This window comes from Roseococcus sp. SYP-B2431, assembly GCF_004336745.1.
In the GTDB taxonomy this organism is placed as follows: Bacteria; Pseudomonadota; Alphaproteobacteria; order Acetobacterales; family Acetobacteraceae; genus Roseococcus.
Genome location: NZ_SJXD01000022.1, coordinates 153,647 through 174,670, shown reverse-complemented (window position 1 = coordinate 174,670; position 21,024 = coordinate 153,647). Strand labels below are relative to the sequence as shown.

At 71.2% G+C, this 21,024-nt stretch carries 19 protein-coding genes; 10 read left to right on the top strand and 9 right to left on the bottom strand.

Features of this window, described 5'->3' with window-relative positions; translation table 11 throughout:
• From flhA to EJV46_RS22725, 7 genes are all read right to left on the bottom strand, one after another.
• Window positions 1-2,061, bottom strand: a complete 2,061-nt coding sequence (gene flhA, locus EJV46_RS08790) for a flagellar biosynthesis protein FlhA (RefSeq protein ID WP_131548243.1) — start codon at window positions 2,059-2,061, stop codon at window positions 1-3.
• The gene (locus tag EJV46_RS08785) at window positions 2,058-3,428 is read right to left on the bottom strand and encodes a sigma-54 dependent transcriptional regulator (protein WP_131548242.1); all 1,371 of its coding nucleotides are present in this window, start codon (window positions 3,426-3,428) and stop codon (window positions 2,058-2,060) included. Before EJV46_RS08785 ends, flhA begins: the two co-directional genes overlap by 4 nt.
• Window positions 3,425-3,745 carry a flagellar motor switch protein FliN gene (gene fliN, locus EJV46_RS08780; RefSeq protein WP_131548241.1) on the bottom strand — a complete coding sequence of 107 codons (321 nt, stop codon included), beginning with the start codon at window positions 3,743-3,745 and terminating at the stop codon, window positions 3,425-3,427. The genes EJV46_RS08785 and fliN overlap by 4 nt, the downstream gene beginning before the upstream one ends.
• A gap of 3 nt (window positions 3,746-3,748) precedes the next feature.
• Window positions 3,749-4,753, bottom strand: a complete 1,005-nt coding sequence (fliG, locus tag EJV46_RS08775) for a flagellar motor switch protein FliG (RefSeq protein WP_131548240.1) — start codon at window positions 4,751-4,753, stop codon at window positions 3,749-3,751.
• Complete coding sequence (gene fliF / locus EJV46_RS08770; RefSeq protein WP_240782477.1) at window positions 4,750-6,396, bottom strand: flagellar basal-body MS-ring/collar protein FliF; 1,647 nt, start codon at window positions 6,394-6,396, stop codon at window positions 4,750-4,752. The genes fliG and fliF overlap by 4 nt, the downstream gene beginning before the upstream one ends.
• A 125-nt stretch (window positions 6,397-6,521) precedes the next feature.
• Window positions 6,522-7,193 carry a flagellar hook assembly protein FlgD gene (locus tag EJV46_RS22730; RefSeq protein ID WP_165585428.1) on the bottom strand — a complete coding sequence of 224 codons (672 nt, stop codon included), beginning with the start codon at window positions 7,191-7,193 and terminating at the stop codon, window positions 6,522-6,524.
• Window positions 7,194-7,211: 18 nt separating this feature from the next.
• Window positions 7,212-7,718, bottom strand: a complete 507-nt coding sequence (locus EJV46_RS22725; protein WP_165585427.1) for a flagellar hook-length control protein FliK — start codon at window positions 7,716-7,718, stop codon at window positions 7,212-7,214.
• Window positions 7,719-8,783: 1,065 nt separating this feature from the next.
• On the opposite strand from EJV46_RS22725, the gene flgE reads away from it, so the two are divergent.
• The 10 genes from flgE to EJV46_RS08710 all read left to right on the top strand — a co-directional run bounded on the left by flgE (window position 8,784) and on the right by EJV46_RS08710 (window position 19,036).
• A complete protein-coding gene (gene flgE, locus EJV46_RS08755; RefSeq protein ID WP_165585426.1) occupies window positions 8,784-10,085 on the top strand; it encodes a flagellar hook protein FlgE in 1,302 nt (433 codons plus the stop codon).
• 45 nt (window positions 10,086-10,130) lie between these two features.
• Window positions 10,131-11,666 carry a flagellar hook-associated protein FlgK gene (locus EJV46_RS08750; RefSeq protein WP_131548236.1) on the top strand — a complete coding sequence of 512 codons (1,536 nt, stop codon included), beginning with the start codon at window positions 10,131-10,133 and terminating at the stop codon, window positions 11,664-11,666.
• Between the two features lie 48 nt (window positions 11,667-11,714).
• Window positions 11,715-12,785, top strand: a complete 1,071-nt coding sequence (locus EJV46_RS08745; RefSeq protein WP_131548235.1) for a flagellin — start codon at window positions 11,715-11,717, stop codon at window positions 12,783-12,785.
• A 161-nt stretch (window positions 12,786-12,946) separates the two neighbouring features.
• Window positions 12,947-13,390 (top strand): flagellar biosynthesis repressor FlbT, encoded by a 444-nt coding sequence (locus EJV46_RS08740; RefSeq protein ID WP_131548234.1) that lies wholly within the window; start codon window positions 12,947-12,949, stop codon window positions 13,388-13,390.
• 6 nt (window positions 13,391-13,396) lie between these two features.
• Entirely contained in the window at window positions 13,397-14,149 is a 753-nt protein-coding gene (locus tag EJV46_RS08735) for a DUF1217 domain-containing protein (RefSeq protein WP_131548233.1), read from the top strand.
• Window positions 14,150-14,225: 76 nt separating this feature from the next.
• Window positions 14,226-14,945 (top strand): hypothetical protein, encoded by a 720-nt coding sequence (locus EJV46_RS08730; protein WP_131548232.1) that lies wholly within the window; start codon window positions 14,226-14,228, stop codon window positions 14,943-14,945.
• A gap of 189 nt (window positions 14,946-15,134) precedes the next feature.
• Window positions 15,135-16,196 (top strand): AbrB family transcriptional regulator, encoded by a 1,062-nt coding sequence (locus EJV46_RS08725; protein ID WP_165585425.1) that lies wholly within the window; start codon window positions 15,135-15,137, stop codon window positions 16,194-16,196.
• A 25-nt stretch (window positions 16,197-16,221) separates the two neighbouring features.
• Window positions 16,222-17,433 carry a CaiB/BaiF CoA-transferase family protein gene (locus EJV46_RS08720; RefSeq protein WP_131548230.1) on the top strand — a complete coding sequence of 404 codons (1,212 nt, stop codon included), beginning with the start codon at window positions 16,222-16,224 and terminating at the stop codon, window positions 17,431-17,433.
• Between the two features lie 12 nt (window positions 17,434-17,445).
• On the top strand, window positions 17,446-18,240 hold the full coding sequence (locus EJV46_RS08715) for an enoyl-CoA hydratase (protein ID WP_240782476.1): 795 nt from the start codon (window positions 17,446-17,448) through the stop codon (window positions 18,238-18,240).
• A gap of 160 nt (window positions 18,241-18,400) precedes the next feature.
• The gene (locus EJV46_RS08710) at window positions 18,401-19,036 is read left to right on the top strand and encodes an exopolysaccharide biosynthesis protein (RefSeq protein WP_131548228.1); all 636 of its coding nucleotides are present in this window, start codon (window positions 18,401-18,403) and stop codon (window positions 19,034-19,036) included.
• A 7-nt stretch (window positions 19,037-19,043) separates the two neighbouring features.
• Here the strand turns inward: EJV46_RS08710 and EJV46_RS08705 are convergent, their stop codons facing one another.
• Window positions 19,044-19,928 carry a lipid A biosynthesis lauroyl acyltransferase gene (locus EJV46_RS08705; protein ID WP_165585423.1) on the bottom strand — a complete coding sequence of 295 codons (885 nt, stop codon included), beginning with the start codon at window positions 19,926-19,928 and terminating at the stop codon, window positions 19,044-19,046.
• A complete protein-coding gene (locus EJV46_RS08700) occupies window positions 19,925-20,947 on the bottom strand; it encodes a zinc-binding dehydrogenase (protein WP_131548227.1) in 1,023 nt (340 codons plus the stop codon). Before EJV46_RS08700 ends, EJV46_RS08705 begins: the two co-directional genes overlap by 4 nt.
• Window positions 20,948-21,024 lie beyond the last annotated feature (77 nt).

Here is a 21,024-nt window from a genome sequence, read left to right as displayed (position 1 = left end):
TTAGACGCTGCCCAGCGTGCGGATCCGCGCGCGCGGGTGGATCTCGGATTGCGAGAGCACGGAGGTGCTCGGCCGGAAGCGCTCGACGATGGCGCGCAGATGCGGCCGCAGCGCGCCCGAGCAGAGCAGGATGGCATGCTCGCCCTGCGCGGCCTGGGCGTCGAGCACGTCGCGCAGGCGCTGCATGAAGGCCTGGAGGCGGCCGGGATCCATGACGAGCTGCCGGTCCTCAAGGGGGCCGCTGAGGCATTCGGCGAAGGCCACCTCCCATTCCGGCGAGAGCGTGACCAGGGGCACGTAGCCCTGCGGCCCGCGCGCGGATTCGGAGAGCTGCCGCGCCAGCCGCATGCGCACGATGCCGAGCATCTGGGGGATCGCGCGGAGATTGGCCGTCGCCGCCTCCTGCAAGCCCTCTAGGATGGTCGGCAGGTCGCGGATGGAGACGCGCTCGGCCAGGAGCGCCTGGAGCAGCCGCTGCAACACGCCCACGCTCACCTGCGTCGGGATGAGGTCCGAGACGAGCTTCTGCTGCTCCTTCGGCAGCTCGTCCAGCAGCTTCTGCGTTTCGGCATAGGAGAGCAGCTCGCTCATGTTCTCCCGCACCACCTCGGTGAGATGGGTGGCCAGCACACCGGCGCAGTCCACCACCGTGCAGCCGCGCATCAGCGCCTCGTCGCGCAGCTTCTCCTCTATCCAGAGGGCGGGCAGGCCGAAGGCGGGCTCGCTGGTCTTCTCGCCGGGCATGTCGGGCGTGCCACCCTCGGGGTTGATTGCGAGATGCAGCGGCGGGCGCAAGACGCCCCGCGCGGCCTCGATCTCCTTCACGCGCAGGATGTAGGTGTCGGGCGGCAGGTCCAGATTGTCCTGGATGCGCACGGAGGGCAGCACGAAGCCCATCTCCTGCGCGATGCTCCGGCGCAGGCCGCGGATCTGCTCGGTGAGCCGCGGCGCGTCGCCCGAGGCGAGCGAGAGCAGGCCGTAGCCCAGCTCCAGCCGCAGCAGGTCCATGCGCAGCGCCTCGGAAACGGCGGGCTCGGTCGGCACGGGGGGCGGCGTGTCGGGCTCGGGCGGCGGGACCAGCGAGGCCTTGCGCTGGAACCAGGCGGCCGCGCCCGTCGCGCCCGCGGCGACAACGAAGGGAACCAGCGGCATGCCCGGCATCAGCCCCAGGAACAGCGAGGCGGCCGAGGCGATGGCCAGCGGCTTCCACCCGGCGAGCTCGCGCGCCATGAGCTGGTCGGCCTGCTCCTCGCGCGCCGCCTTGGTGACGATGATCGCGGCCGCGACCGAGACGAGCAGCGCGGGGATCTGCCCCACCAGCCCGTCGCCGACGGTCAGGATGGAATAGGTCTCGACGGCGTCCATGAAACCCATGCCATGCCGGCCCACGCCGATCGCGAGACCGCCCAGCAGGTTGATGAAGGTGGAGACCAGCCCCGCGATCGCGTCGCCCTTCACGAATTTCGCGGCGCCGTCCATGGCGCCGTGGAAGCCGCTCTCCTCCTGGAGTTCGCGGCGGCGTTCGCGCGCCTGGTTCTCGTCGATGGTGCCGGCATTGAGGTCGGCGTCGATGGCCATCTGCTTGCCCGGCATGGCGTCGAGGTGGAAGCGCGCCGCGACCTCGGCGACGCGCCCCGCGCCCTTGGAGACCACGACGTGGTTCACCAGCAGCAGGATGGCGAAGACAATCAGGCCGACCAGGATGTCGCCGCCCATCAGGTAACGGCCGAAGGTGGCGATGACCGCGCCCGCCGCCTCCGGCCCCTCGTGCCCGCTCGCCAGGATGGCGCGCGTGGTGCCGACGTTCAGGCCGAGGCGGAACAGCGTGGTGATGAGCAGCAGCTGCGGGAAGGACTGGAAGTCGAGCGGCCGGGCCAGCAGCAGCGTCACCATGAGCATCAGCACCGAGACGGTGATGTTCAGCGCCGAGGCCGCGTCGAGCAGCGGGCCCGGCAGAGGCACGATCAGGATGACGAGGACCAGCACGATGCCCAGGACCAGCGCGGCCTCGGAAGAGACGCGAAGCCCGGCCAGCCAGGGAGGGAGCGCGATGGCCTTCACGCCACTTTCCAGGCTTCGGGCATCTGGCCGGGTGCCGGCGGCACGGCGAGGCCCTGGCCACGGTATTCGGAGAGCTTGTTGCGCAAGGTGCGGATGGAGATGCCGAGGATCTCGGCGGCCCGCGTGCGGTTGCCGAGGCAACGCCCGAGCGTCTCGAGGATGAGCTCGCGCTCCACCTCCTCCATGCGGCGGCCCACCAGGGCGGCGATGGCGGGCTGCGCCGGAACGGGGAGGGCGGGAGCGACGGTCTCCACGGCGGGTGCATCGGGCATCGCGGCGACCTCGATCGCCTCGGCGCCGATCTCGCGGCCGGAGGCGAGCAGGACCGCGCGGTGCATGGCGTTCTCCAGCTCGCGAACGTTGCCGGGCCAGGAATGTGCCATCAGCCGGGCCAGCGCCGGCGGAGCGATGGCCCTGTCCGGCAGGCCGTTGGCGGCCGAGTAGCGGGTGGCGAAATGCGTGGCCAGCGGCAGGATGTCCTCCACCCGCTCGCGCAGCGGCGGGATGCGGAGCTGCACCACGTTCAGCCGGAAATAGAGGTCCTCGCGGAAGCGTCCGGCCCGCACCTCGGCCGGCAGGTCGCGGTTGGTCGCGGCGAGGATGCGGACATCCACCTTCACCGCATGCGTGCCGCCGAGCCGGTCCACCTCGCGCTCCTGGATGGCGCGCAACAGCTTGGCCTGGAGTCGCGGGTCCATCTCGCCGATCTCGTCGAGCAGCAGCGTGCCGCGCTCGGCCTGCTCGAACTTGCCCTTCCGCGCGGCGACGGCGCCGCTGAAGGCACCCTTCTCGTGGCCGAAGAGCTCGCTCTCCAGCAGGTTCTCCGGCAGGGCCGCGCAGTTCAGCGCGACGAAGGGGCCGCGCGACCGGCGCGAGGCGCCGTGGATGTGGCGCGCCAGCACCTCCTTGCCCGTCCCGCTCTCGCCGCTGATGAGCACCGAGGCCTCGGAGCGGGCGAGCTGCTCGGCCCGGGCCAGCAGCGCGCGCATCCCCGGATCGCGGCAGACCGGCGCGCCGTCCTTCGCGGTCACGGCCTCCAGCATCGCCGCGATCAGCTCGGCGTCCGGCGGCAGGGGCAGAAACTCGCGCGCGCCGGCGCGGATGGCGCGCAGCACGGCCTCGGCATCCGCATCCAGGCCGCAGGCGACGATCGGGGTCGCGATGCGCTCCTCGGCGAGGCGCTCCAGCAGCCAGGGCAGATCGTGGATGACATCGGCCAGCACGAGGTCGGCGCCTTCGCCGCGCAGATGCGCGAGGCCCGAGGCCACGCCATCCGCCTGCGCCAGCGCCGCGCCGCGCGCATTGGCGATCCGCGCCGCCTGCCCCAATTCGCCGGAGAGCGAGCCGATGAGGAGCAGCCGGGTCATATGCCGCGATCCGCCTTGACGATCTCCGTCATGGTGATGCCGAGGCGATTGTCCTCCACCATCACCACCTCGCCGCGCGCGACGAGGCGGTTGTTGACGTAGATGTCCACCGCCTCGCCTAGCTTGCGGTCCAGCTCCACCACCGCGCCGCGGCCGAGCTTGAGGAGCTGGCTCACCTGCATCGTCGCGCGCCCCAGCACGGCGCTGACCTGGACGGGGATGTCGTAGACCGCCTCCAGATCCCGCTGCACCGGCGCGCGCTCCACGGGGGGCGTCGCGCCGGGCGGCGTCGGCTCGAAATCCAGGCTCTCGCTCATCGCCTACTCCACAAGCTGGTCATCCTTGCCCTCCGAGAGCTGAATCTGCCCCTGCGAGGCGAGGTCCTTCGCGGCGACGACGACCGCCGCCTGCGCCTCGTCCACATCCTTGAGCCGCACCGGCCCGAGCGCGGCGATGTCGTCGCGCAGCAGCTTGGCCGCGCGCTCGGTCATGTTGCGGAAGAAGAGCTCGCGCATCTCTTCGGCCGCGCCCTTCAGCGCCAGCGTCAGCTTGTCCTTCTCGACGGCGCGTAGCAGCACCTGCAGCCCCTGCGCGTCGAGGCGGCGGAGGTCGTCGAAGGTGAACATGAGGGCGCGGATGCGCTCGGCCGCCTCCAGGTTGCGTTCTTCCAGCGCGGCCATGATGCGGCCCTCGGCCTGGCGGTCGAGCCCGTTGAAGATCTCGGCCATCATTTCGTGCGCATCGCGGCGCGTGGAGCGCGCGAGGTTCGACATGAACTCCATCTTCAGCGTGCGCTCGACGCCTTCCAGCGCCTCCTTCTGCACGTTCTCCATGCGGAGCATGCGCATCACCACCTCCATCGCGAAGCCGTCCGGCAGGATGGAGAGCACGCGCGCGGCGTGGTCGGGCTTCACCTTGGTGAGCACCACCGCGACGGTCTGCGGGTACTCGTTCTTTAGGTAGTTCGCGAGCACCGTCTCGTTCACATTGCCGAGCTTGTCCCACATGGTGCGGCCCGCGGGCCCGCGGATCTCCTCCATGATCTGGGCCACGCGCTCGCGCGGCAGCGTCTTGAGCAGCAGCCGCTCGGTGCTCTCGAACGAGCCGACGAGATGGCCCGCCTTGCCGAGATGGGTCGCGAACTCGTCGCAGATCTGCTCGACAGTCAGCGCGGGAATGGTGCCGAGCTGCGACATCGCGTGGGAGAGATCGCGGATCTCGTCCTCATGCATGCGCGCGAAGAGCCGGGTCGCATGCTCCTCCCCGAGCGCCAGCATGAGCACCGCCGCCTTTTGCGGTCCGCGCAGGGATCGCGTGACGCTCATTCCCCATCCTCCGGCGTGAGCCAGCGGCGGATGACCAGGAGCGCCTGTTCGGGATTCTCCTCCACCAGCGCGGTGATCCGCGCGATCGACGAGGCGCGCATCTGGCCCTGCACATGGGCGAGATGGATCATCCGCTCCTCCTCCGAACCGGGCTCGACGCCGGGCGGCAGCATGACCGGCGCGTCGCCGGAGATCGCGACCGGCAGGCCGCTCGCGTCGAGCGCGACGGTGCCGCCGCCCGTCCCCGCCAGGGCAGGCATGGGATTCATCGAGATCGCCAGCTTCCGCGCGACCGGCCGGGCCACCAGCAGCAGCGTGAGCAGGATCAGCAGCCCGATCACCGCCGTCTCCATCAGCCGCGCCAGCGTGGCCTGGGAGATGTCGAGGCCCAGCGGCCCGGTCTCGCGCGTCGTCGCCTCGGCTTCGGCGAAGCGCATGGAGACCACCTCCACCCGGTCGCCGCGCTGCTCATTGAAGCCGACGGCGTTGCGGACGAGCGCGGAAATGCGCGCCAGCTCCTCCGGCGTCCGCTCGCGATGCGTGGGCGGGCCCTCCGGCTGCGATTCCGTGACGCCGTCCACCAGCACCGCGACGGTCAGGCGGCGCACCACCGGATGCTCGCGCAGCACGTTGCGGGTGGAGCGGCCGATCTCGTAGTTGGTCGTCTCCTCCTGCTTGCTCTCGGTGTTGCCATTGCCGCCGCCCGGGGGCTCGGCGCCCGGCAGGTTGTTGCCGACGCTGACCAGGCCATTCTCCTGCGTGCGGTTGTTCTCGGTGGTGGACTGGATGCTGCGCGCCACCTGGTTGTCCGGGTCGAAGCGCTCCTCGCGCGTCTCCACCCGGTCGAAATCCATCTCCATCGCCACCTCGGCCCGGACGCGGCCGGGGCCGAGCACGCGCTCCAGCATCTCCTCCACGCCGCGCGCCAGCCGCGCCTCCTGGCCGCGCCGCAGCTCGTCCTGCGTCTGCGCACCCGCCGGCCCCGTGAGCGGCTGGCCGCCGCGCGCCAGCAGCTCGCCGCGGCTGTCCACGATCGAGACGTTCTGCGGCCGCAGCCCGGACACCGCCGTCACCACGAGGTGCAGCACCGCCTGCACGCCCTCGCGGTCCAGTCGCTGGACGCCCTGCATGGTGAGCAGCACGCTGGCCTGCGCCTCGGCGCGCTCGCGGGAAAAGGCCTCGCGGCGCGGCAGCACGAGATGCACGCGCGCGGCCCGCACGCCCTGCAAGGCGCGGATGCTGCGCGCCAGCTCGCCCTCCAGCGCGCGGAGGCGGTTCATCTCCTGCTGGAAGGGCGTGGTGGTGAGGCTCGCACCGCGGTCGAAGATCTCGTTGCCGATGGAGCCGCCCGCCGGAAGCCCCTCGCGCGCCAGGGAAAGCCGCAGGCGCGGCACGTCCTCGGCCGGCACGAGCACCTGCGTGCCATTCGCGGCCAGGCGGTAGGTCACGCGCTGCCGGTCCAGCGAGGCCACCACGGCGCCCGCGTCACGCGCCTCCAGCTCGCCGTAGAGCAGGCCCATGGGCGGCGTTCCGGCGCGCAGCACGAGCCAGGCGATCAGCCCCAGAACGCCGATGCCCACGCCCGCCAGCGCGCCGAGCTGCACGCGCCCGAGGCCGCGGAGCTGCTCGATCAGCTTCTGCACGGCCCGCCCGGACGTGGCGCATGGCAAGGCAACATGGAACTCTCCCGGAGCGCCTCCTGCGCCCTGGGCAGAACTTGCCGCCGGACCTCTTGCGGAAGGATTAACGGAAGCGGCGATTCAGGCCCTCAGTTCCCGCCCGGCAGGCCGCGCAACCTGTCGAACGCCACCGTCAGTGCGCCTAGGTTCAGCCGCACCTCGCCCTCGCGCCGCTCCACGCCGGTCGCGCGGGCCAGCACGGTGCCGGTCACTTCCACCTCGGTGCCATCCGAGGCGGCGCCCACCAGCACGTAGCTGTAGGCCCCGTCCGGCCGCTGCACGCCCTCCACGTCCTTGCCGTCCCAGACCCAGTCCTGGGTCGCGCCACCAAGATCCACCTGCGCCGAGCGGATCAGGTTGCCCTGCGGATCCAGCACGCCGATGCCGACGCGGCGCGCCTCGCCGGCGGCGGGCAGCCGCAGGGTGGCCTGGCCGCCCTGCAGCGCGAGGCGGTCGCTCTCCACTTCGACCAGCCGCCCCATGAGCGGCGCCGCGCCGACAAGCTGCGTGCCCTGCTGCACCGAGATCAGCGATTCGAGATTCGTGTTCGTCCGCAGCTGCTGCTCCACCCCGGCGAATTGCACGAGCTGCTGCGTCATCTCGTTCGGATCCATGGCATTGGTCGGATCCTGGTTCCTCAGCTGCGTCGTTAGCAGCGTGAGAAAGGTGTTGAAGTCGGCGCCGAAGCCGGTGGTGGGGCTGGTGCTGCGCGGGGCGGCGGAGCTGCCCGTCCCGTTCGTGCCTTGGACCGTGCCGCTCATGGAGGGCGTTCCTTTCCGTCAGATGTTGAGGTCGAGCAGGCTGCGCGGCACGCGCGGCGGCGCCTCGCGCTCGGGCATGGTGAGGGCGCGCGCGGCGCCGGCATGGCCCCGCGGCTCGTTGCGCTGGCCCGTCCCGGCCTCCTGGCCGCCGCCGCCGTCCCGCATGTCGAGCGAGAAGTCGATTCCGGCCGGATCCACGCGCAGCCCGGCCTCCGCGAGGCCGCGATCGAGCTCGTGCCGGTCGCGCTGGAGCAGGGCCAGCGTCTCCGGCCGCTCCGCCGTCACGCGGACGTTGTGGCCGTCGCCCTCGCGCTGCACGCGGATTTCTATGCGGCCCAGCTCGGCCGGCTCGAGCGATAGGCTGAAGCCGCCGGATCCACCTGGGGCGAAGGCCAGCGCGATCGCGACGGAGGAGACCTGGCGGGCAGGAGACGGCGACGGCGAGGCGCTGGGCGCCGGGCTGTCGAGGACGGCGGCGCGGGGCGCGGCCTGGAGCGCCGCCAGCTCGGGCGCGAAAGCCGGCATGCCGGTCTGCACCGGGCCGGCCGGGGACCATGCAGGACGTTCCGCGGTCCCGGAGGGGAACTCGGCGCGCGCGGGCCCGGACGGCGCCGGTGCATCAGGCAGGGGCGCCGTGGCCGCGACCTCGGCCTCCGGCGCGGCAGCCTTCGAGGCGCCGCCCGACGCGATCTCCGGCGAATTCGAAGGGAGCGGCATGGGCGGCAGGATGGGCAGCGGCGCCGGACCCGGGACGGGCGGGCCCGCCTCGTCCCCGCCTTCTTCCAAGAGGGGGGCGGCGGCGGCTTTGGCGGTGGGCTGCGGTCGCGACGGCTGGGCCAGCGCCGGGATCGCCGGCAGGAGGAGTGCGGGCAGCGCCTGGAAGTCGATCGGCCGATCCGCGCCGCGTTCCTCCTTTGCGATAGGCTCCTCCGCGGCGAGTTGAGCACGGATGATCGGGGGTTCCGGCCCGATGGCCTCTGGCAGGGGCGCCTCTGGCAGGGCCGGCACCGGCATCTCCACCGGCGCTGGCGCGGGTCCGGGGATCGGCGAGGCCGTCGCGGCCGGGGCGGCTGCTGCCGTTCCTGGCGTCGGCGCCAGGGAAAGGCTGGCCGGGACGGACGCGGGCAGAACGGAAGCGGGCACAAAGGAACCGCTCGTCGCAACCACGGGCACGGCCGGAGCAGCCGTAGCCGGAACTGCCTCCGCGGTCGCGCTCAAGCTCCGCGTCAGCGCCGCCGCGAAGCCGGCCTCGCCGTCGGGCTCTGCCGCGGCCGAGCCTGTGGCCGGAAGCGCGGCGGACATCGGCGTGGCCAGGGGAAAGGCGGCATCCATCGCGGATCCCTCGCGGCGCCTCCGGCCCGCTCCGGTGCCTGGCTCCATGCCCGGCCCCCGCCCTCCGCAAGGCCCGGGCCAGCCCATGGCCCGCCCGGCCCGGCAAGGCGGGGCGGAGATCCGGCAATCGCCGCCCCCAACCGGCAAACCCTGCCGCCCGGGTCGGGCGAATCCCGGCCCCGACCTTGGCACGCCGCATGCCTTGCCCCGCCGCGGCCCGGAATGCCCCGGGCACGCGATCCCTGGCGCGAGGCCCCCATGTCCCTGTTTGGTGCGATGACCACGGCGATCTCGGGCCTCAACGCCCAATCCCGCTCCCTCGGCCACATCTCCGACAACCTCGCGAACAGCCAGAGCGCCGGCTACAAGCGCGTCGACACCAACTTCACCAATCTCGTCACGCAATCCACCCAGACCATGCACGCCCCCGGCTCGGTGATGGCGCGGCCGGACTACACCAACTCCATCCAGGGCACGATCGAGCAGAGCGACAACCCGCTCTCGCTGGCCATCGGCGGCCAGGGCTTCTTCTCCGTCGCGCAGGCGCGCGGCAGCTCCAACGGGCTGCCCGCCTTCGACGAGCGGCAGTTCTACACCCGCGCCGGCGATTTCCGGATGGATCGGGACGGCTATCTGGTGAACGGCTCGGACTACTTCCTCCAGGGCTGGCCGGTGGATTCCAACGGCAATGTCGACCGGACCACGCTCGCGCCGCTCCGCGTGAGCCAGCAGGTCTTCAACCCCATCGCCACCTCCGCCGTCGAGATCGCGGCCAACCTGCCGGCGATCGACCCGCCGGCGACGCCGGCCGATGCGAGGAGCTTCAGCACGCAGGTGCCGGTCTACGACCAGCTCGGCAACCGCCATGCGCTCACCCTGACCTTCGCGCAGACCCCGGGCACCGCCGGGCCGCCGCCCACGGCGGGCCCGGCGCGGAGCTGGCAGATGAGCATCTCGCCCAGCCCGGTGGGCGGCGCGGTGAGCATCCCGATCGTCTTCGGCACCAATGGCACCATCGAGAGCTTCGACGGCGTGACCGGCACGACCAACGCCGTGGTGGACCTGAACTTCCAGATGGATTTCGGCCTGGGCAACCAGGACATCAACCTGAACCTCGGCCGGTTCGACGTCGCGCAGGGGATCACGCAGCAGGCCGGCAATGACTTCTCGCTGCGCACGCTGCACCAGAACGGCGTGCCGCCGGGCTCCTATTCCGGCCTCGCGATCCGCGAGAACGGCGACGTCGCGGTGAACTACGACAACGGCGAGTCCCGCGTGATCGCGCGCGTGCCGCTGGTCTCCTTCAGCGATCCGGACAAGCTCCAGCGGCTCGACGGCCAGGCCTTCATGCGCACCATCGAGAGCGGCGAGGCCCAGGTGATGGATGCCGCGACCAACGGCGTCGGCAAGCTGGTGGTGGGCGCGGAGGAGGGATCCAACGTCGATATCGGCACGGAGTTCACCAAGCTCATCGTCGCCCAGCGCGCCTATACGGCGAATACGCGCGTCGTCACCACCTCGGACGAGATGCTGCAGGACACGATCAATATGAAGCGGTGACGAGCAACCTCTCGTTAACCCTCGTCTCGATAAGGTGGCCCGGCCATGAGTCTCGACCTCGCCTTCGGCATCGCGCGCAATGGTCTGCTCGCCACCCAGCGGGCGCTGGCCAATGTCGCGCAGAACATCACCAATGCCGAGACGCCGGGCTACACGCGCAAGTCCGCGACGGCGATCGCGCTCACCACCAATGGCATGCCGCTCGGCGTCCGGCTCGGCGAGGCGCAGCGCCATGTGGACGCCGCCCTGACCGCCGAGCGCGACTCCCGCGGCGCCGAGGCGGCCGCCGCCACCGTGCGGGAGCGCCTGCTCGCCGGCATCGAGGCGGTGCACGGCGCCACCGATGCCGGCGACAGCCTGGGAGACACCATCGCGGCGCTGCGCAGCAGCCTCACGGGGCTGCGCGGCTCGCCCGGCGACACGGGCCTGCAGCGCGACGCCGCCCAGGCCGCGATGACGGTCGCGACCCGCTTCAACGAGGTCGCGGAGGCGGTGGGCGATGCGCGGCAGCAGGCGCAGGACGGCATCCTGGAGGAGGTGCAGAGGATCAATGCGGGCCTGCGCCAGATCGCCGACCTCACCACCCTCATCAAGGGCGACACCGTGCGGGGCCTGCCCACGGGCGACCTCGAGGACCAGCGCGACATGGCGCTGTCCCGGCTGTCGGAAAGCCTGCCGGTCCAGGCGCTGCACCAGTCCGATGGCGGCCTCGTGCTGGTGACCAGGGGCGGCCTCGGCCTGGCGCTGGACCCCCGCGGGGACGCGCTCTCGTCGGAGATGGCCACGATCGGCCCCAGCTCCTTCCATGGCGCCGGCGGCACGATCCCCGGCATCACCCTGGGCGGCGTGGACGTCACACGGCAGCTCGTGGGCGGGCGCCTCGGCGAGTACATCAACCTGCGGGATTCGACCCTGCCGCGCTACCAGGCCGAGCTGGACGTCGCGGCGTCCCAGCTCGCGAGCCGTTTCAATGCACAGGGCCTCACGCTCTTCACCGGCAGCTCCGGAACGGTGCCGGATGTCTCGCTGGGCTATTCCGATCCGACTGGTGGGCAGATCGGCTTCGCCAACCAGATCCGGATCAGCGCCGCCGTCGCCACCAACCCCGCCCTGCTGCGCGATGGCACGCACGACGTCGTGGACACGCCGGGCGGGCCCACCGGCTTCACGACCAACCCTGCCGGCGGGCCCTCCGGCTTCGCCACGCTGCTCGACCGCATCATCGATCATAGCCTGGGCGAGGCGGTGCGCGACGGCACCAGCTGGGCCCCGATCCCGTCCGGCGGGCTGGGCCCCGACGGCAGCCTCAGCTCGCCCTTCATCCCCGCGCGCTCGGTCGAGGCCTATGCCGCGACGCTCACCGGCGCGCAGACCGCCGACCGCGCCGCGGCGACCGCGGCCAGGGCGCGCGCGGAGGGGCTGAAGGCCGGGTTGGACGCGCGCTTCCAGAACGAGTCCGGCGTCGACCCGGACGCCGAGGTGGCGGCGCTCATCAAGCTGCAGAACGCCTATGCGGCGAATGCCCGCGTCATGACCACGGCGCAGCAGATGTGGGACGCGCTGCAGGGCGTCGGGCGGTAGCGCGTGGCCAGGGTCGGGATCGCACGCTCAACAGGGGGGCCATAGGGCATGACCATCGACCTGCTCGGCAGCGTGGCGCGGGAGACGGCGATCCTGCGCACGCGCCTCGCGACGCTGACGCGCCAATCGGCGGACGGGCTGCGCGCCCAGAACCTCGGCGATCTCGGGCCGGAGGTCTCGCGGCTTGTCTCGCTGCGCGGCGAGGTGGCGCGGCGTGAGGCCTATGCGAGCTCCATGGACCAGGCACTGGGCCGCACCGGCCTCATGCAGGAGGCGCTGGGCCGGCTGACCCAGATCGCGCGCGACTTCCATTCCACCGTGACGCAGCGGATCACCAGCCAGGATCCGGGCTCGCTGACCACGGTGCAGGCGCAGGCGCGCGCGGCGCTGACCGAGATGGCGCATCTGCTGAACACGCAGCATGCCGGCGAGTACCTCTTCGGCGGCACGGACCTCGCGCATCCGCCCATCCCCGATCCTGACGGGCTGGCGACGGGGCAGATGGCGCAGGATGTCGCGGCCGCGATCGGCAACCTGGCCGCCACCGACGCGGCCACGGTCTCGGCCGCCACGCGCGGCATCGCGCAGAGCACGGCGGCCGGCGTCACGCCCTTCTCGGCCTTCCTGACGGCCGACGAGACGGCGGCCAGCCCGGAGGCCCGGCGCGGCGTGCCTTCGGCCGACGGCGAGATCATCGGCTACGGCATCAAGGCCAATGCCAATGCGGAGGCGGTCAGCTCCGGCGAGACCACGGGCAGCTGGGTGCGCGACATGATGCGCAATCTGATGAGCCTCTCCGCGCTGACGCCGGCGCAGATGGCGGCCGATCCGCTCGAGTTCGACAAGCTGGTGACCACGATCCGCGACGGCTTTGGCGCGGCCGAGGCGGCGCTGGGCGAGGAGGCCGGCGCGCTGGGCCATGTGGAGGCGCGGATGGAAGCCGCCCAGAAGCGGCACGGCCAGCTCTCGACGGTGCTGGAGGGCCAGCTCGCGGACATCCAGTATGTCGACATGGCCGAGACGCTCTCCCTGCTGCAGGCCACGAAGACGACGCTGGACGCCAGCTACCGCGCGATCGGCTCGCTGAGCGACCTCAACCTGGCGAATTTCCTGCGGTGAGCGCGGGGATCGCCGATCTTCAAGCGACGTTAACCTCGCGGCGCCAAGATGCCGCGGCGGCGGGAAGGATCTCGCCGCCGGAGGCTCGGCACGACGCCAGGAGGGCGCTCGCCGGCCGCGGCTGCGGCGCGCCTTCCGGTCCGGATCTCAAGGGGAACAAGATGTCCACGCTCGTGTTGGAACTGCGTCAGGGCGATCTCATGGTGGTCAACGGGGCGCCGATCCGCTTCCGCAACCGGGCGCGCATCGAGCTGGCGGCCAAGGCCCGCTTCCTCTTCGGCAAGCAGATCATGGCGCCGGACGCGGCGAACACACCGGCGCGGCGCATCTATTTCGCGCTGCAGACCGCCTATATCGGCGGCGACGACGAGCGCGAGCCCGGCCTCTCCTCCGCCCGCCGGCTCATCGCCGAGTTCATGGAGGCGACCACCTCGGCCACGGTGCGCGAGATGCTGGCCCGCTCGCTCGAGGCGGCCGAGGCGGATGACTGCTACCTCGCGCTGAAGATCGCGCGGCGCGTGATGCGCCATGAGGAGGAGGTGCTCGGCCTGCCGCCGCTGCCGGCGCCGCGGCGGGATCTGCCGGACACGGCCGGCTATGGGTGATGTCCCATGGGCGACGTAGGCGGCGCCATCGCGGCGCTACGGCGCGCGCTCCAGCCCGGCGAGGAAGCCAAGGCGCTCGCGCGCATCGCCACCGAGCCGATGCAGAAGCGCGCCATGGACCAGTTCCAAAAGGCCGTGGCGAAGGCGCCCGACATCCGGACCGCGCTAAAGGATCAGCGGGTGCTGCAGGTCGTCGCCACGGCGCTCGGCATCCCGGATGGCGCGTCCCGGCCGGGCCTCGCGGTCCAGGCGCTGCTCTCCGATCCGAAGGACACCAAGAGCCTGGTGAACCGCCTCGCCGATACGCGCTGGAAGGCGGCGGCGGAGGCCCTGCAGCTCGGCACCAAGGGCCTCGACGCGCTGCGCGATCCGAAGGTGCAGGCGACGCTGAAGGAGGGGCTGCAGCGCGCGCGCTGGCAGGACGACCTCGAGACGAAGCAGGCCGGGCTCGGCGACGCGGTCGTCTTCCAGGAGCGCGCGGCCGCGGTGGACGGCAATGTCTATGCGGTGCTGGGCGATCCCGTTCTGCGACGCGTCATCACCGGGGCGCTGGGCCTGCCCGAATCCATCGCGGTGCAGCCCGTGGAGACGCAGGCGCGCGCCGTGCAGGCGCGGCTCAAGCTCGACAAGCTGGACAATCCGCGCGAGGTGCAGCGCCTTGCCGAGCGTTACCTCGCGAATGTCGCGATGAACGAGGCCGGCATCAGCGGTGCCAGCTCGCTCGCGCTGCTCGGCTGGCCCGGCGCTTTCAGCGCCTGAGCGGATCCGGGCTGGGCCGCGTCGCGGCAATGGTGCAGGCTGCGCGCCGGGCGGAAGCGGACGGGAGGAACTCGGCATGAAGGGTTGGCGCGCACGGATCGGCTTCCTGGTGCCGCCCGGCAACCCGACCGTGGAGCCCGAGATGTTCGCGCTCTGCCCGCCCGGGGTCTCGGTGCACTTCACGCGCCTGCATGCGGAGGGCCCGGCCGGCACGCATGCCGGGCAGGACGAGCGCAACCTCAGCCAGGTCGCCAGCCTGCCCGCCGCGGTGAAGCTGCTGGCCATGGTCTCGCCCCGCGTCGTCGTCCTGGCCCATACGGCGACCAGCTATACCCTGGGCCAGGAGCGCGAGGCGGCGCTGGTGGCGGAAATGGAGGCGCTGACGGGCGCGCGTTTCATCACTGCCTTCGGCAGCACGCTGGCGGCGCTGGAGCATCTGGGCTGCCGGCGGATCGCCTATGGAACGCCCTATTCCGAAGCCACGACCCTGCAGGGCAAGCGGCATCTCGAAGCGCACGGCATCGAGGTGGTGAGCCACGGCATGCTGCCGAACGTGCGCAACATCTACGAGGAGACCGAGGAGCGTGCCTATGCCATCGCCCGCGCGGTGGACCGGCCCGAGGCGGATGCGGTCTTCCTCAGCGGCACCGGCATGCCGACGGTCGGGGCCCTTCAGAGCCTGGAGGACGATCTGGGCAAGCCGGTGATCTCGGCGGCCTCCGCCATGGCGTGGAATGCGTTTCGGCTCGCCGGCGTTAAGCATGTCCGGCCGGGCCATGGGCGCCTCTTCGCATGATCGTGCCGACCGCGCCGGGGACGGAGAAAGCCGCAGGCCGGATCCAGGCGGCGGCACCCACCGGGAGAGTGAAGTTCCTATACGGAGTTCCCGTCTCGAACCGTCTTGGAAGCCACGACCTGGGTTAAGGCCCGATGAATCCCTATCCAGGTTTGACGCGCTGCACAACTGGGCCGATCCTTTCGCTCCGTGACGCTTCCGGCCCCGCTCCTGACCCAGCTCCTGACGCTTCTCGCGGCCATCGCCGGCGGTTTCCTCTTCTCCCTGCTGCACGTTCCCCTGGCCTGGATGATCGGCGCCATGTTCGGCACGGCGGCGCTGTCCTGGACGCGCCCGGTTCAGGTGCCGGCCGTGGCGCGGCCGACCGCGCTCATCCTGATCGGCCTCTCCTTCGGGCAGACCTTTTCCGGCCCCGTGCTGGAGGCGCTGCTCGGCGAGCTGCCCGTGATCGTCATCGCCGCCTTCCTCTCCATCGGCGCCGGTATCGCGACCGTGCCGATCTTCACCCGCATGGCCGGCCTCGACGCAAAGGCCGGCTTCTTCTCGACCATCCCTGGCGGCGTGGTGGTGATGGCGGTGCTGGCCCAGCGCGCCGGCGCGCCGATCCAGACGGTCACCCTCGCCCAGACCATGCGCGTGCTGGTGGTGGTGCTGATCATGCCGCCCCTGCTCACCGCCTTCGCCCCGCGCGGCGGCAGTGGCGCCTTCCTTGCCCCGCATGTGGCGGTCGAGGCGCTGGGGCTGGCGGGCATGATCGCGGCTGGTGTCCTCGCGGCGCTGGTGCTGCGTCGCGCGGGCCTGGCCAATCCCTGGATGATCGGCCCCTGCCTGCTGGCCATCTCCGCCTCGGCCTTCGGCCTGCTGCCCTCCGGCGTGCCGCACTGGATGGTGGATGCGGCGCAGATCGGCATGGGCGCGGCGCTCGGCCAGCGCATGACGCTGGAGTTCCTGCTGAGCTCGAAGCGGCTGATGAGGGCGTCCATCCTCTCCTCCGTCGCGCTCAGCGCGGCCTGCATGGCGATGGCCGTGGGCCTCGCCTGGATCGCCGGCCTGCCCGCGGGCGCGGTGATGGTCGGCATGGCGCCGGGCGGCATGCCGGAGATGGGCGTCACGGCGCAGACGCTCGGCATCGCGGTGCCGCTGGTGCTGGGCTTCCACCTCGCGCGCACGCTGCTGTGCAGCTTCCTGTTGGAGCCCATCTTCGGGCTGCTGGTCCGGCTGCGTCTGTTCACGCCGGGCCCCGCGGCCTAGGTTTTACCCGAAGGGGAAACGAACCATGCCGGACGACAGCGCGACCGCCGCCCAGATTGCCACCAGCCTGCCGCTCAACGGGCTGCGCGTCCTTGACCTGACCCTGGCCCGCGCGGGGCCCACCTGCGTGCGCCACCTGGCCGACTGGGGCGCCGACATCATCCGCATCGAGCCGCCGGTCGCCAATGACGGCATGGCCGGCGCGCGCGATGGCTTTGACTTCACCAACCTCCACCGCAACAAGCGCTGCATTGCGCTCGATCTCAAGACGCCGGAGGGCCACGCCGCCTTCCTGAAGCTGGCGCAGACCGCCGACGTGGTGGTCGAGAACATGCGCATGCAGGTGAAGTACCGGCTGAAGGTCGATTACGAGACGCTCTCCGCCCTCAACCCGCGGCTGGTCTATGCCAGCATCTCGGGCTTCGGCCAGACCGGCCCCTACTCCAAGCGCGGCGGCGTGGACCAGATCGCGCAGGGCCTCGGCGGCCTCATGTCCATCACCGGCGAGAAGGGGCGCGGGCCGATGCGCGTCGGCATCCCCATCGACGACCTGACGGCGGGCAACCTGCTGGCGCTCGGCGTGATGATGGCGCTGTTCGAGCGCGAGAAGACCGGCAAGGGCCGCTGGGTCCATACCAGCCTGCTGGAGGCGCAGGTCTTCATGCTCGACTTCCAGGCCACGCGCTGGCTGCAGAAGGGCGAGATCGCGGGGCAGGCGGGCAACGACCATCCGGTGAACACGCCGATGGGCGTGTTCCCGAGCGCCGACAAGCCGATCAACATCGCGGCCTCCTCGCCCAAGCTCTGGGCGGTCTTCTGCCGCGCCGTCGGCAAGGAGGACTGGCTGGAGAGGCCGGAGTGGAAGACCTCCGAGGACCGCACGCGCCACCGTGCGGAGGTCAACGCCGCCATCGCCGAGCTGACCAGCCAGCAGGCTTCCGAATATTGGATCGCGAAGCTCGAGGAGGTCGGCATCCCCTGCGGCCCGGTGAACAATATCCAGGAGGTCTTCGAGGATCCGCAGGTGGAGCATCTGGACATGGTCTGGAAGGTGCCGCATGCGAAGCTCGGCGAGGCGGGCGTGGTCCGCACGCCGATCAACATCGAGGGCCTGAAGCCCGGCATCCGGCGCTCCGTGCCGGGGCTCGGCGAGCATGCCGACGAGATTCTGACCGAGGCCGGCCTGTCCGGCGACGAGATTTCCGCGCTGCGCGCGAAAGGTGTTCTGGGGAGCTGAATGATGACTGAGATGAGTTTCGCCGACGGCAAGATTCTCGCCCGCAGCGCGGACGGCGTGGGCACGATCGTGTTCAACCAGCCCGAGAAGCGCAACGCGATGAGCATCGCGATGTGGGACGGCATGGCCGAGGCGCTGGACGCCTTCGAGGCCGACCCCGCCATCCGCTGCGTCGTGCTGGAAGGCGCCGGCGGCAAGGCCTTCGTCTCGGGCGCGGATATCAGCCAGTTCGAGAAGAACCGCTCCGATGCCGAGGCGCAGAAGCACTACAACGAGAAGACCAGCCACGGCCGGAGGCGGCTGGCCGAGTTCTCGAAGCCGGTCATCGCGAAGATCCAGGGCTTCTGCATGGGCGGCGGCCTCGGCATCGCCATGTCCTGCGACATGCGCATCGCCGGCGCGGGCAGCGAGTTCGGCATCCCGGCGGCGAAGCTCGGCATCGCCTATGGCTTCGACATGGTGACCAACCTGGTGGATCTGGTCGGCCCGGCCCATGCGCATTTCATCCTGATGACCGGCGGCCGCCTTCCGGCCGAGGAGGCCGAGCGCATGGGCCTCATCAACAAGCTCCACCCGGCCGAGGCGCTGGATGCCGAGGTGGCGAAGGTCACGTCGACCATCGCCGTGAACGCGCCGCTTTCCCTGCTCGCCAATAAGCGCACGGTCCGCGCCGTGCTCGCCGATGCAGGGGCCCGCGACACGGCCGCGATCGAAGCGGCGCAGAGCGCCTGCTTCGACAGCGCCGACTACCGCGAAGGCCGCCGCGCCTTCATGGAGAAGCGCAGGCCGATCTTTACCGGAGCGTAATGCAACCGACGGTGGTCCGGAGCAACCCGCGCGGGAAAAATCGTGCTCGCGCGCCGGTTACGCACCGCCGGCAAAACATTTCACTGGATTCACCCGCGCACCGCGTTAGCTTCCGCGCGGACCGTTCGCTTCCGGGTCGGTCGCTACAAGGAAAAATCGTTTGGACGGCCTCGCGCATACTCCGACCGACCTGCACCACGAGCATCAGGCGCCCATCTCGCGCATCGTCTCCGAGGTGGCCGCCCAGTTTCCCGGAGCCCGGATCACGCTCGGCGAAATGGGCGAGGCCTTCGGGGACCGCGCCTTCGGCCTGCTGATCCTGCTGCTTTGCCTGCCATCGATGTTGCCGGGCATGGCCTCCGTCTTCGGCATTCCCATGCTGATCCTGGGCCTGCAGATGGGCATGGGCCGGCGCGAGCCGAAGCTGCCTGGCTTCATCGCGCGCCAGTCCATCAAGCGGGAGGATCTGCTCCGGCTGGCCGGCGCCTCCTCGAAATGGCTCAACCGCATCGAGCGTTTCGTGAAGCCGCGCGAGGGGTTCTTCATCAGCCCGATGGGTGACCGGCTGGTCGGCTGGCTGACCGTCTATACCGCGGCGATGCTCATCCTGCCCGGGCCCGGCACCAATGGCCCACCGGCCTTCGGCACCATCGTCATGGCCCTGGGCGTCGTGGAGGCGGACAGCCGGGTGGTGGGAATCGGCGTGGCGCTCACCCTCGCAGGGTGCCTCTTCGCCACCTGCGTGCTCGGCGCGCTCGCCTGGATGGGCATTCAGGCGCTGGGCTGGATTTTCTGAGGCGGGCTCATGCCCGCCAGCGCCGGTGCATCCAGAGCCACTGCCCCGGCGTCTCCCGCACCCAGCCTTCGATGATGCGGTTCACCAGCGCGGTGCCCGCCTCCACATCGACCTGCCCTTTCGCGTCGCGCGGCAGTTCCAGCGCCTCGGTGAGCTCCAGTCGGAAGCGGTTGTTCGGCAGGCGGATGGCGCGCAGCCCATGGACCGGCGCCTCGAACCGCTTCGCCAGCCGCGCGAGAAAAGGGTTCGCTGCCACGGGGTGCCCGAAGAAGGGCACGCGCGGACCGCGGCCGAAGCGCTGGTCCACTAGCATGCCGAGCGTCAGCCCCTGGTCGAGCGCCTCGGCCATGCGGATCGGCGCCGTCATCCCGGCCGCGATGAGCCGACCCATGATGGGCTCGCGCATCGCCACGATATCGGCGGCGATGAAGGGGTTGTTGGGCGTGCGGTAGAGAATGGCCGCCGGCTGGCCGAGCTTGAAGGCCGCGACCGCCGGCAGCTCCCAATTGCCCATATGCGCGGCGAAGACCAGCGCCGGCCTGCCGGAGAGGCGCAGCGCCTCGAAGCGGGCATGCGTGGCCTCGTCGGCCTCCACGCGGCCGCCCTCGACGTCGAACAGCGCCTCCAGATGCGGATACTCGCAGACCGTGCGGCCGAGATTGGCCCAGGCGTCCCGGGCGATGGCCAGGCGCTCGGCCTCGGTCTTCTCCGGGAAGGCGAGGCGCAGATTCTCCATCATCTGCTCGTGGTTGCGGGTCCAGACGCCGACCCGCGGCCCGACACAGGCCCCCAGATTCGAGGCGCGGTCCGGCCCCAGCGCCCGCAGCGCCGCGAAGATCAGCCGGACGAGCTGCGCGACCGCCCACTGCCCAAAGGTCTGAAGCCGCTTCACAGCTTGATGACGATCTTCCCGAAGACGTTGCGCGCCTCGAGCCGCGCCAGCCCCTCCTGGAATCGGTCCGCGGCCAGCACCGTGTCGATCACCGGGCGGATGCCTTGGGACATCTTGGCCAGCCCCTCGGCGATGTTCTGGATGGTCGAGCCGAAGCTGCCCTGAATCTTCAGCTGACGCTGGAAGATCATCATGAGGTTGGTCTCGGCCGACATCCCGCTGGTGCTGCCGCAGGTCACCAGCCGCCCGCCCATCCGCATGGACAGCAGCGAGCCCGCCCAGGTGGCGGCGCCCACATGCTCGAAGACCACGTCCACCCCGCGCTTGCCGGTGACGCGGCGGGCGACGCTCTCGAAGCGGTCGGTGTTGTAGTTCACGACATGGTCGACGCCGAGCGCCTTGGCCTTGTCCGCCTTGGCCTGGTCGCCGACCGTGCCGATGACCGTGCAGCCCAGCGCCTTGGCCATGCGCACCGCGATGGTGCCGATGCCCGAGCCCGCCGCATGCACCAGCACGGTCTCGCCCGGCTCCAGCCGGGCATTGTCGAAGAGCATGTGCTGGACGGTGGAATAGGTGATGCCGGCACAGGCCGCGTCCTCCACCGTCACCCCGGGCGGCACCCGAACGACCTGCCGGGCGGGGACGTTGATGAGGCCGCGCGCGAAGCCGTCCACATGGAAGCCGCGCACGCCGGCCACGTTTTCGCAGAGATTGTCGCGGCCGGCGCGGCAGGCCTTGCACTGGCCGCAGGTCAGCCCGCCATAGGGGACGACCATCTGGCCCTGGGCGAAGCCGGTGACGCCGGGCCCGATCGCCGCCACGTCGCCCACGCCCTCGGCACCGACGCTGATCGGCAGGCTTCGCTTGGCGAAGGCCATGCCCCGCCAACCCCACACGTCTATGTGGTTCAGCGCGACCGCGCGCATGGCGATCTGAACCTCGCCGGGGCCGGGAGGCGGGGGCGGGTCGATCTCCATGAGGCGGAGATCACGGTCGGCCAGAAGCTGGAGGGCGCGCATTTCCGGCGCAGTAGCAGGGTTCGGGGCAAGCCCCAAGCGGCAGGCCGCCCCGTCTTGCGGCGCGGAGCGCGGCGTGG

What these genes read in the sequence shown, in the direction of transcription:
- EJV46_RS08785 (WP_131548242.1), bottom strand. Translation starts at nt 3,428, where the DNA reads ATGACCCGGCTGCTCCTCATCGGCTCGCTCTCCGGCGAATTGGGGCAG.
- fliN (WP_131548241.1), bottom strand. Translation starts at nt 3,745, where the DNA reads ATGAGCGAGAGCCTGGATTTCGAGCCGACGCCGCCCGGCGCGACGCCC.
- fliG (WP_131548240.1), bottom strand. Translation starts at nt 4,753, where the DNA reads ATGAGCGTCACGCGATCCCTGCGCGGACCGCAAAAGGCGGCGGTGCTC.
- EJV46_RS22730 (WP_165585428.1), bottom strand. Translation starts at nt 7,193, where the DNA reads ATGAGCGGCACGGTCCAAGGCACGAACGGGACGGGCAGCTCCGCCGCC.
- EJV46_RS22725 (WP_165585427.1), bottom strand. Translation starts at nt 7,718, where the DNA reads ATGCCGGCTTTCGCGCCCGAGCTGGCGGCGCTCCAGGCCGCGCCCCGC.
- flgE (WP_165585426.1), top strand. Translation starts at nt 8,784, where the DNA reads ATGTCCCTGTTTGGTGCGATGACCACGGCGATCTCGGGCCTCAACGCC.
- EJV46_RS08750 (WP_131548236.1), top strand. Translation starts at nt 10,131, where the DNA reads ATGAGTCTCGACCTCGCCTTCGGCATCGCGCGCAATGGTCTGCTCGCC.
- EJV46_RS08745 (WP_131548235.1), top strand. Translation starts at nt 11,715, where the DNA reads ATGACCATCGACCTGCTCGGCAGCGTGGCGCGGGAGACGGCGATCCTG.
- EJV46_RS08740 (WP_131548234.1), top strand. Translation starts at nt 12,947, where the DNA reads ATGTCCACGCTCGTGTTGGAACTGCGTCAGGGCGATCTCATGGTGGTC.
- EJV46_RS08735 (WP_131548233.1), top strand. Translation starts at nt 13,397, where the DNA reads ATGGGCGACGTAGGCGGCGCCATCGCGGCGCTACGGCGCGCGCTCCAG.
- EJV46_RS08730 (WP_131548232.1), top strand. Translation starts at nt 14,226, where the DNA reads ATGAAGGGTTGGCGCGCACGGATCGGCTTCCTGGTGCCGCCCGGCAAC.
- EJV46_RS08720 (WP_131548230.1), top strand. Translation starts at nt 16,222, where the DNA reads ATGCCGGACGACAGCGCGACCGCCGCCCAGATTGCCACCAGCCTGCCG.
- EJV46_RS08715 (WP_240782476.1), top strand. Translation starts at nt 17,446, where the DNA reads ATGAGTTTCGCCGACGGCAAGATTCTCGCCCGCAGCGCGGACGGCGTG.
- EJV46_RS08700 (WP_131548227.1), bottom strand. Translation starts at nt 20,947, where the DNA reads ATGCGCGCCCTCCAGCTTCTGGCCGACCGTGATCTCCGCCTCATGGAG.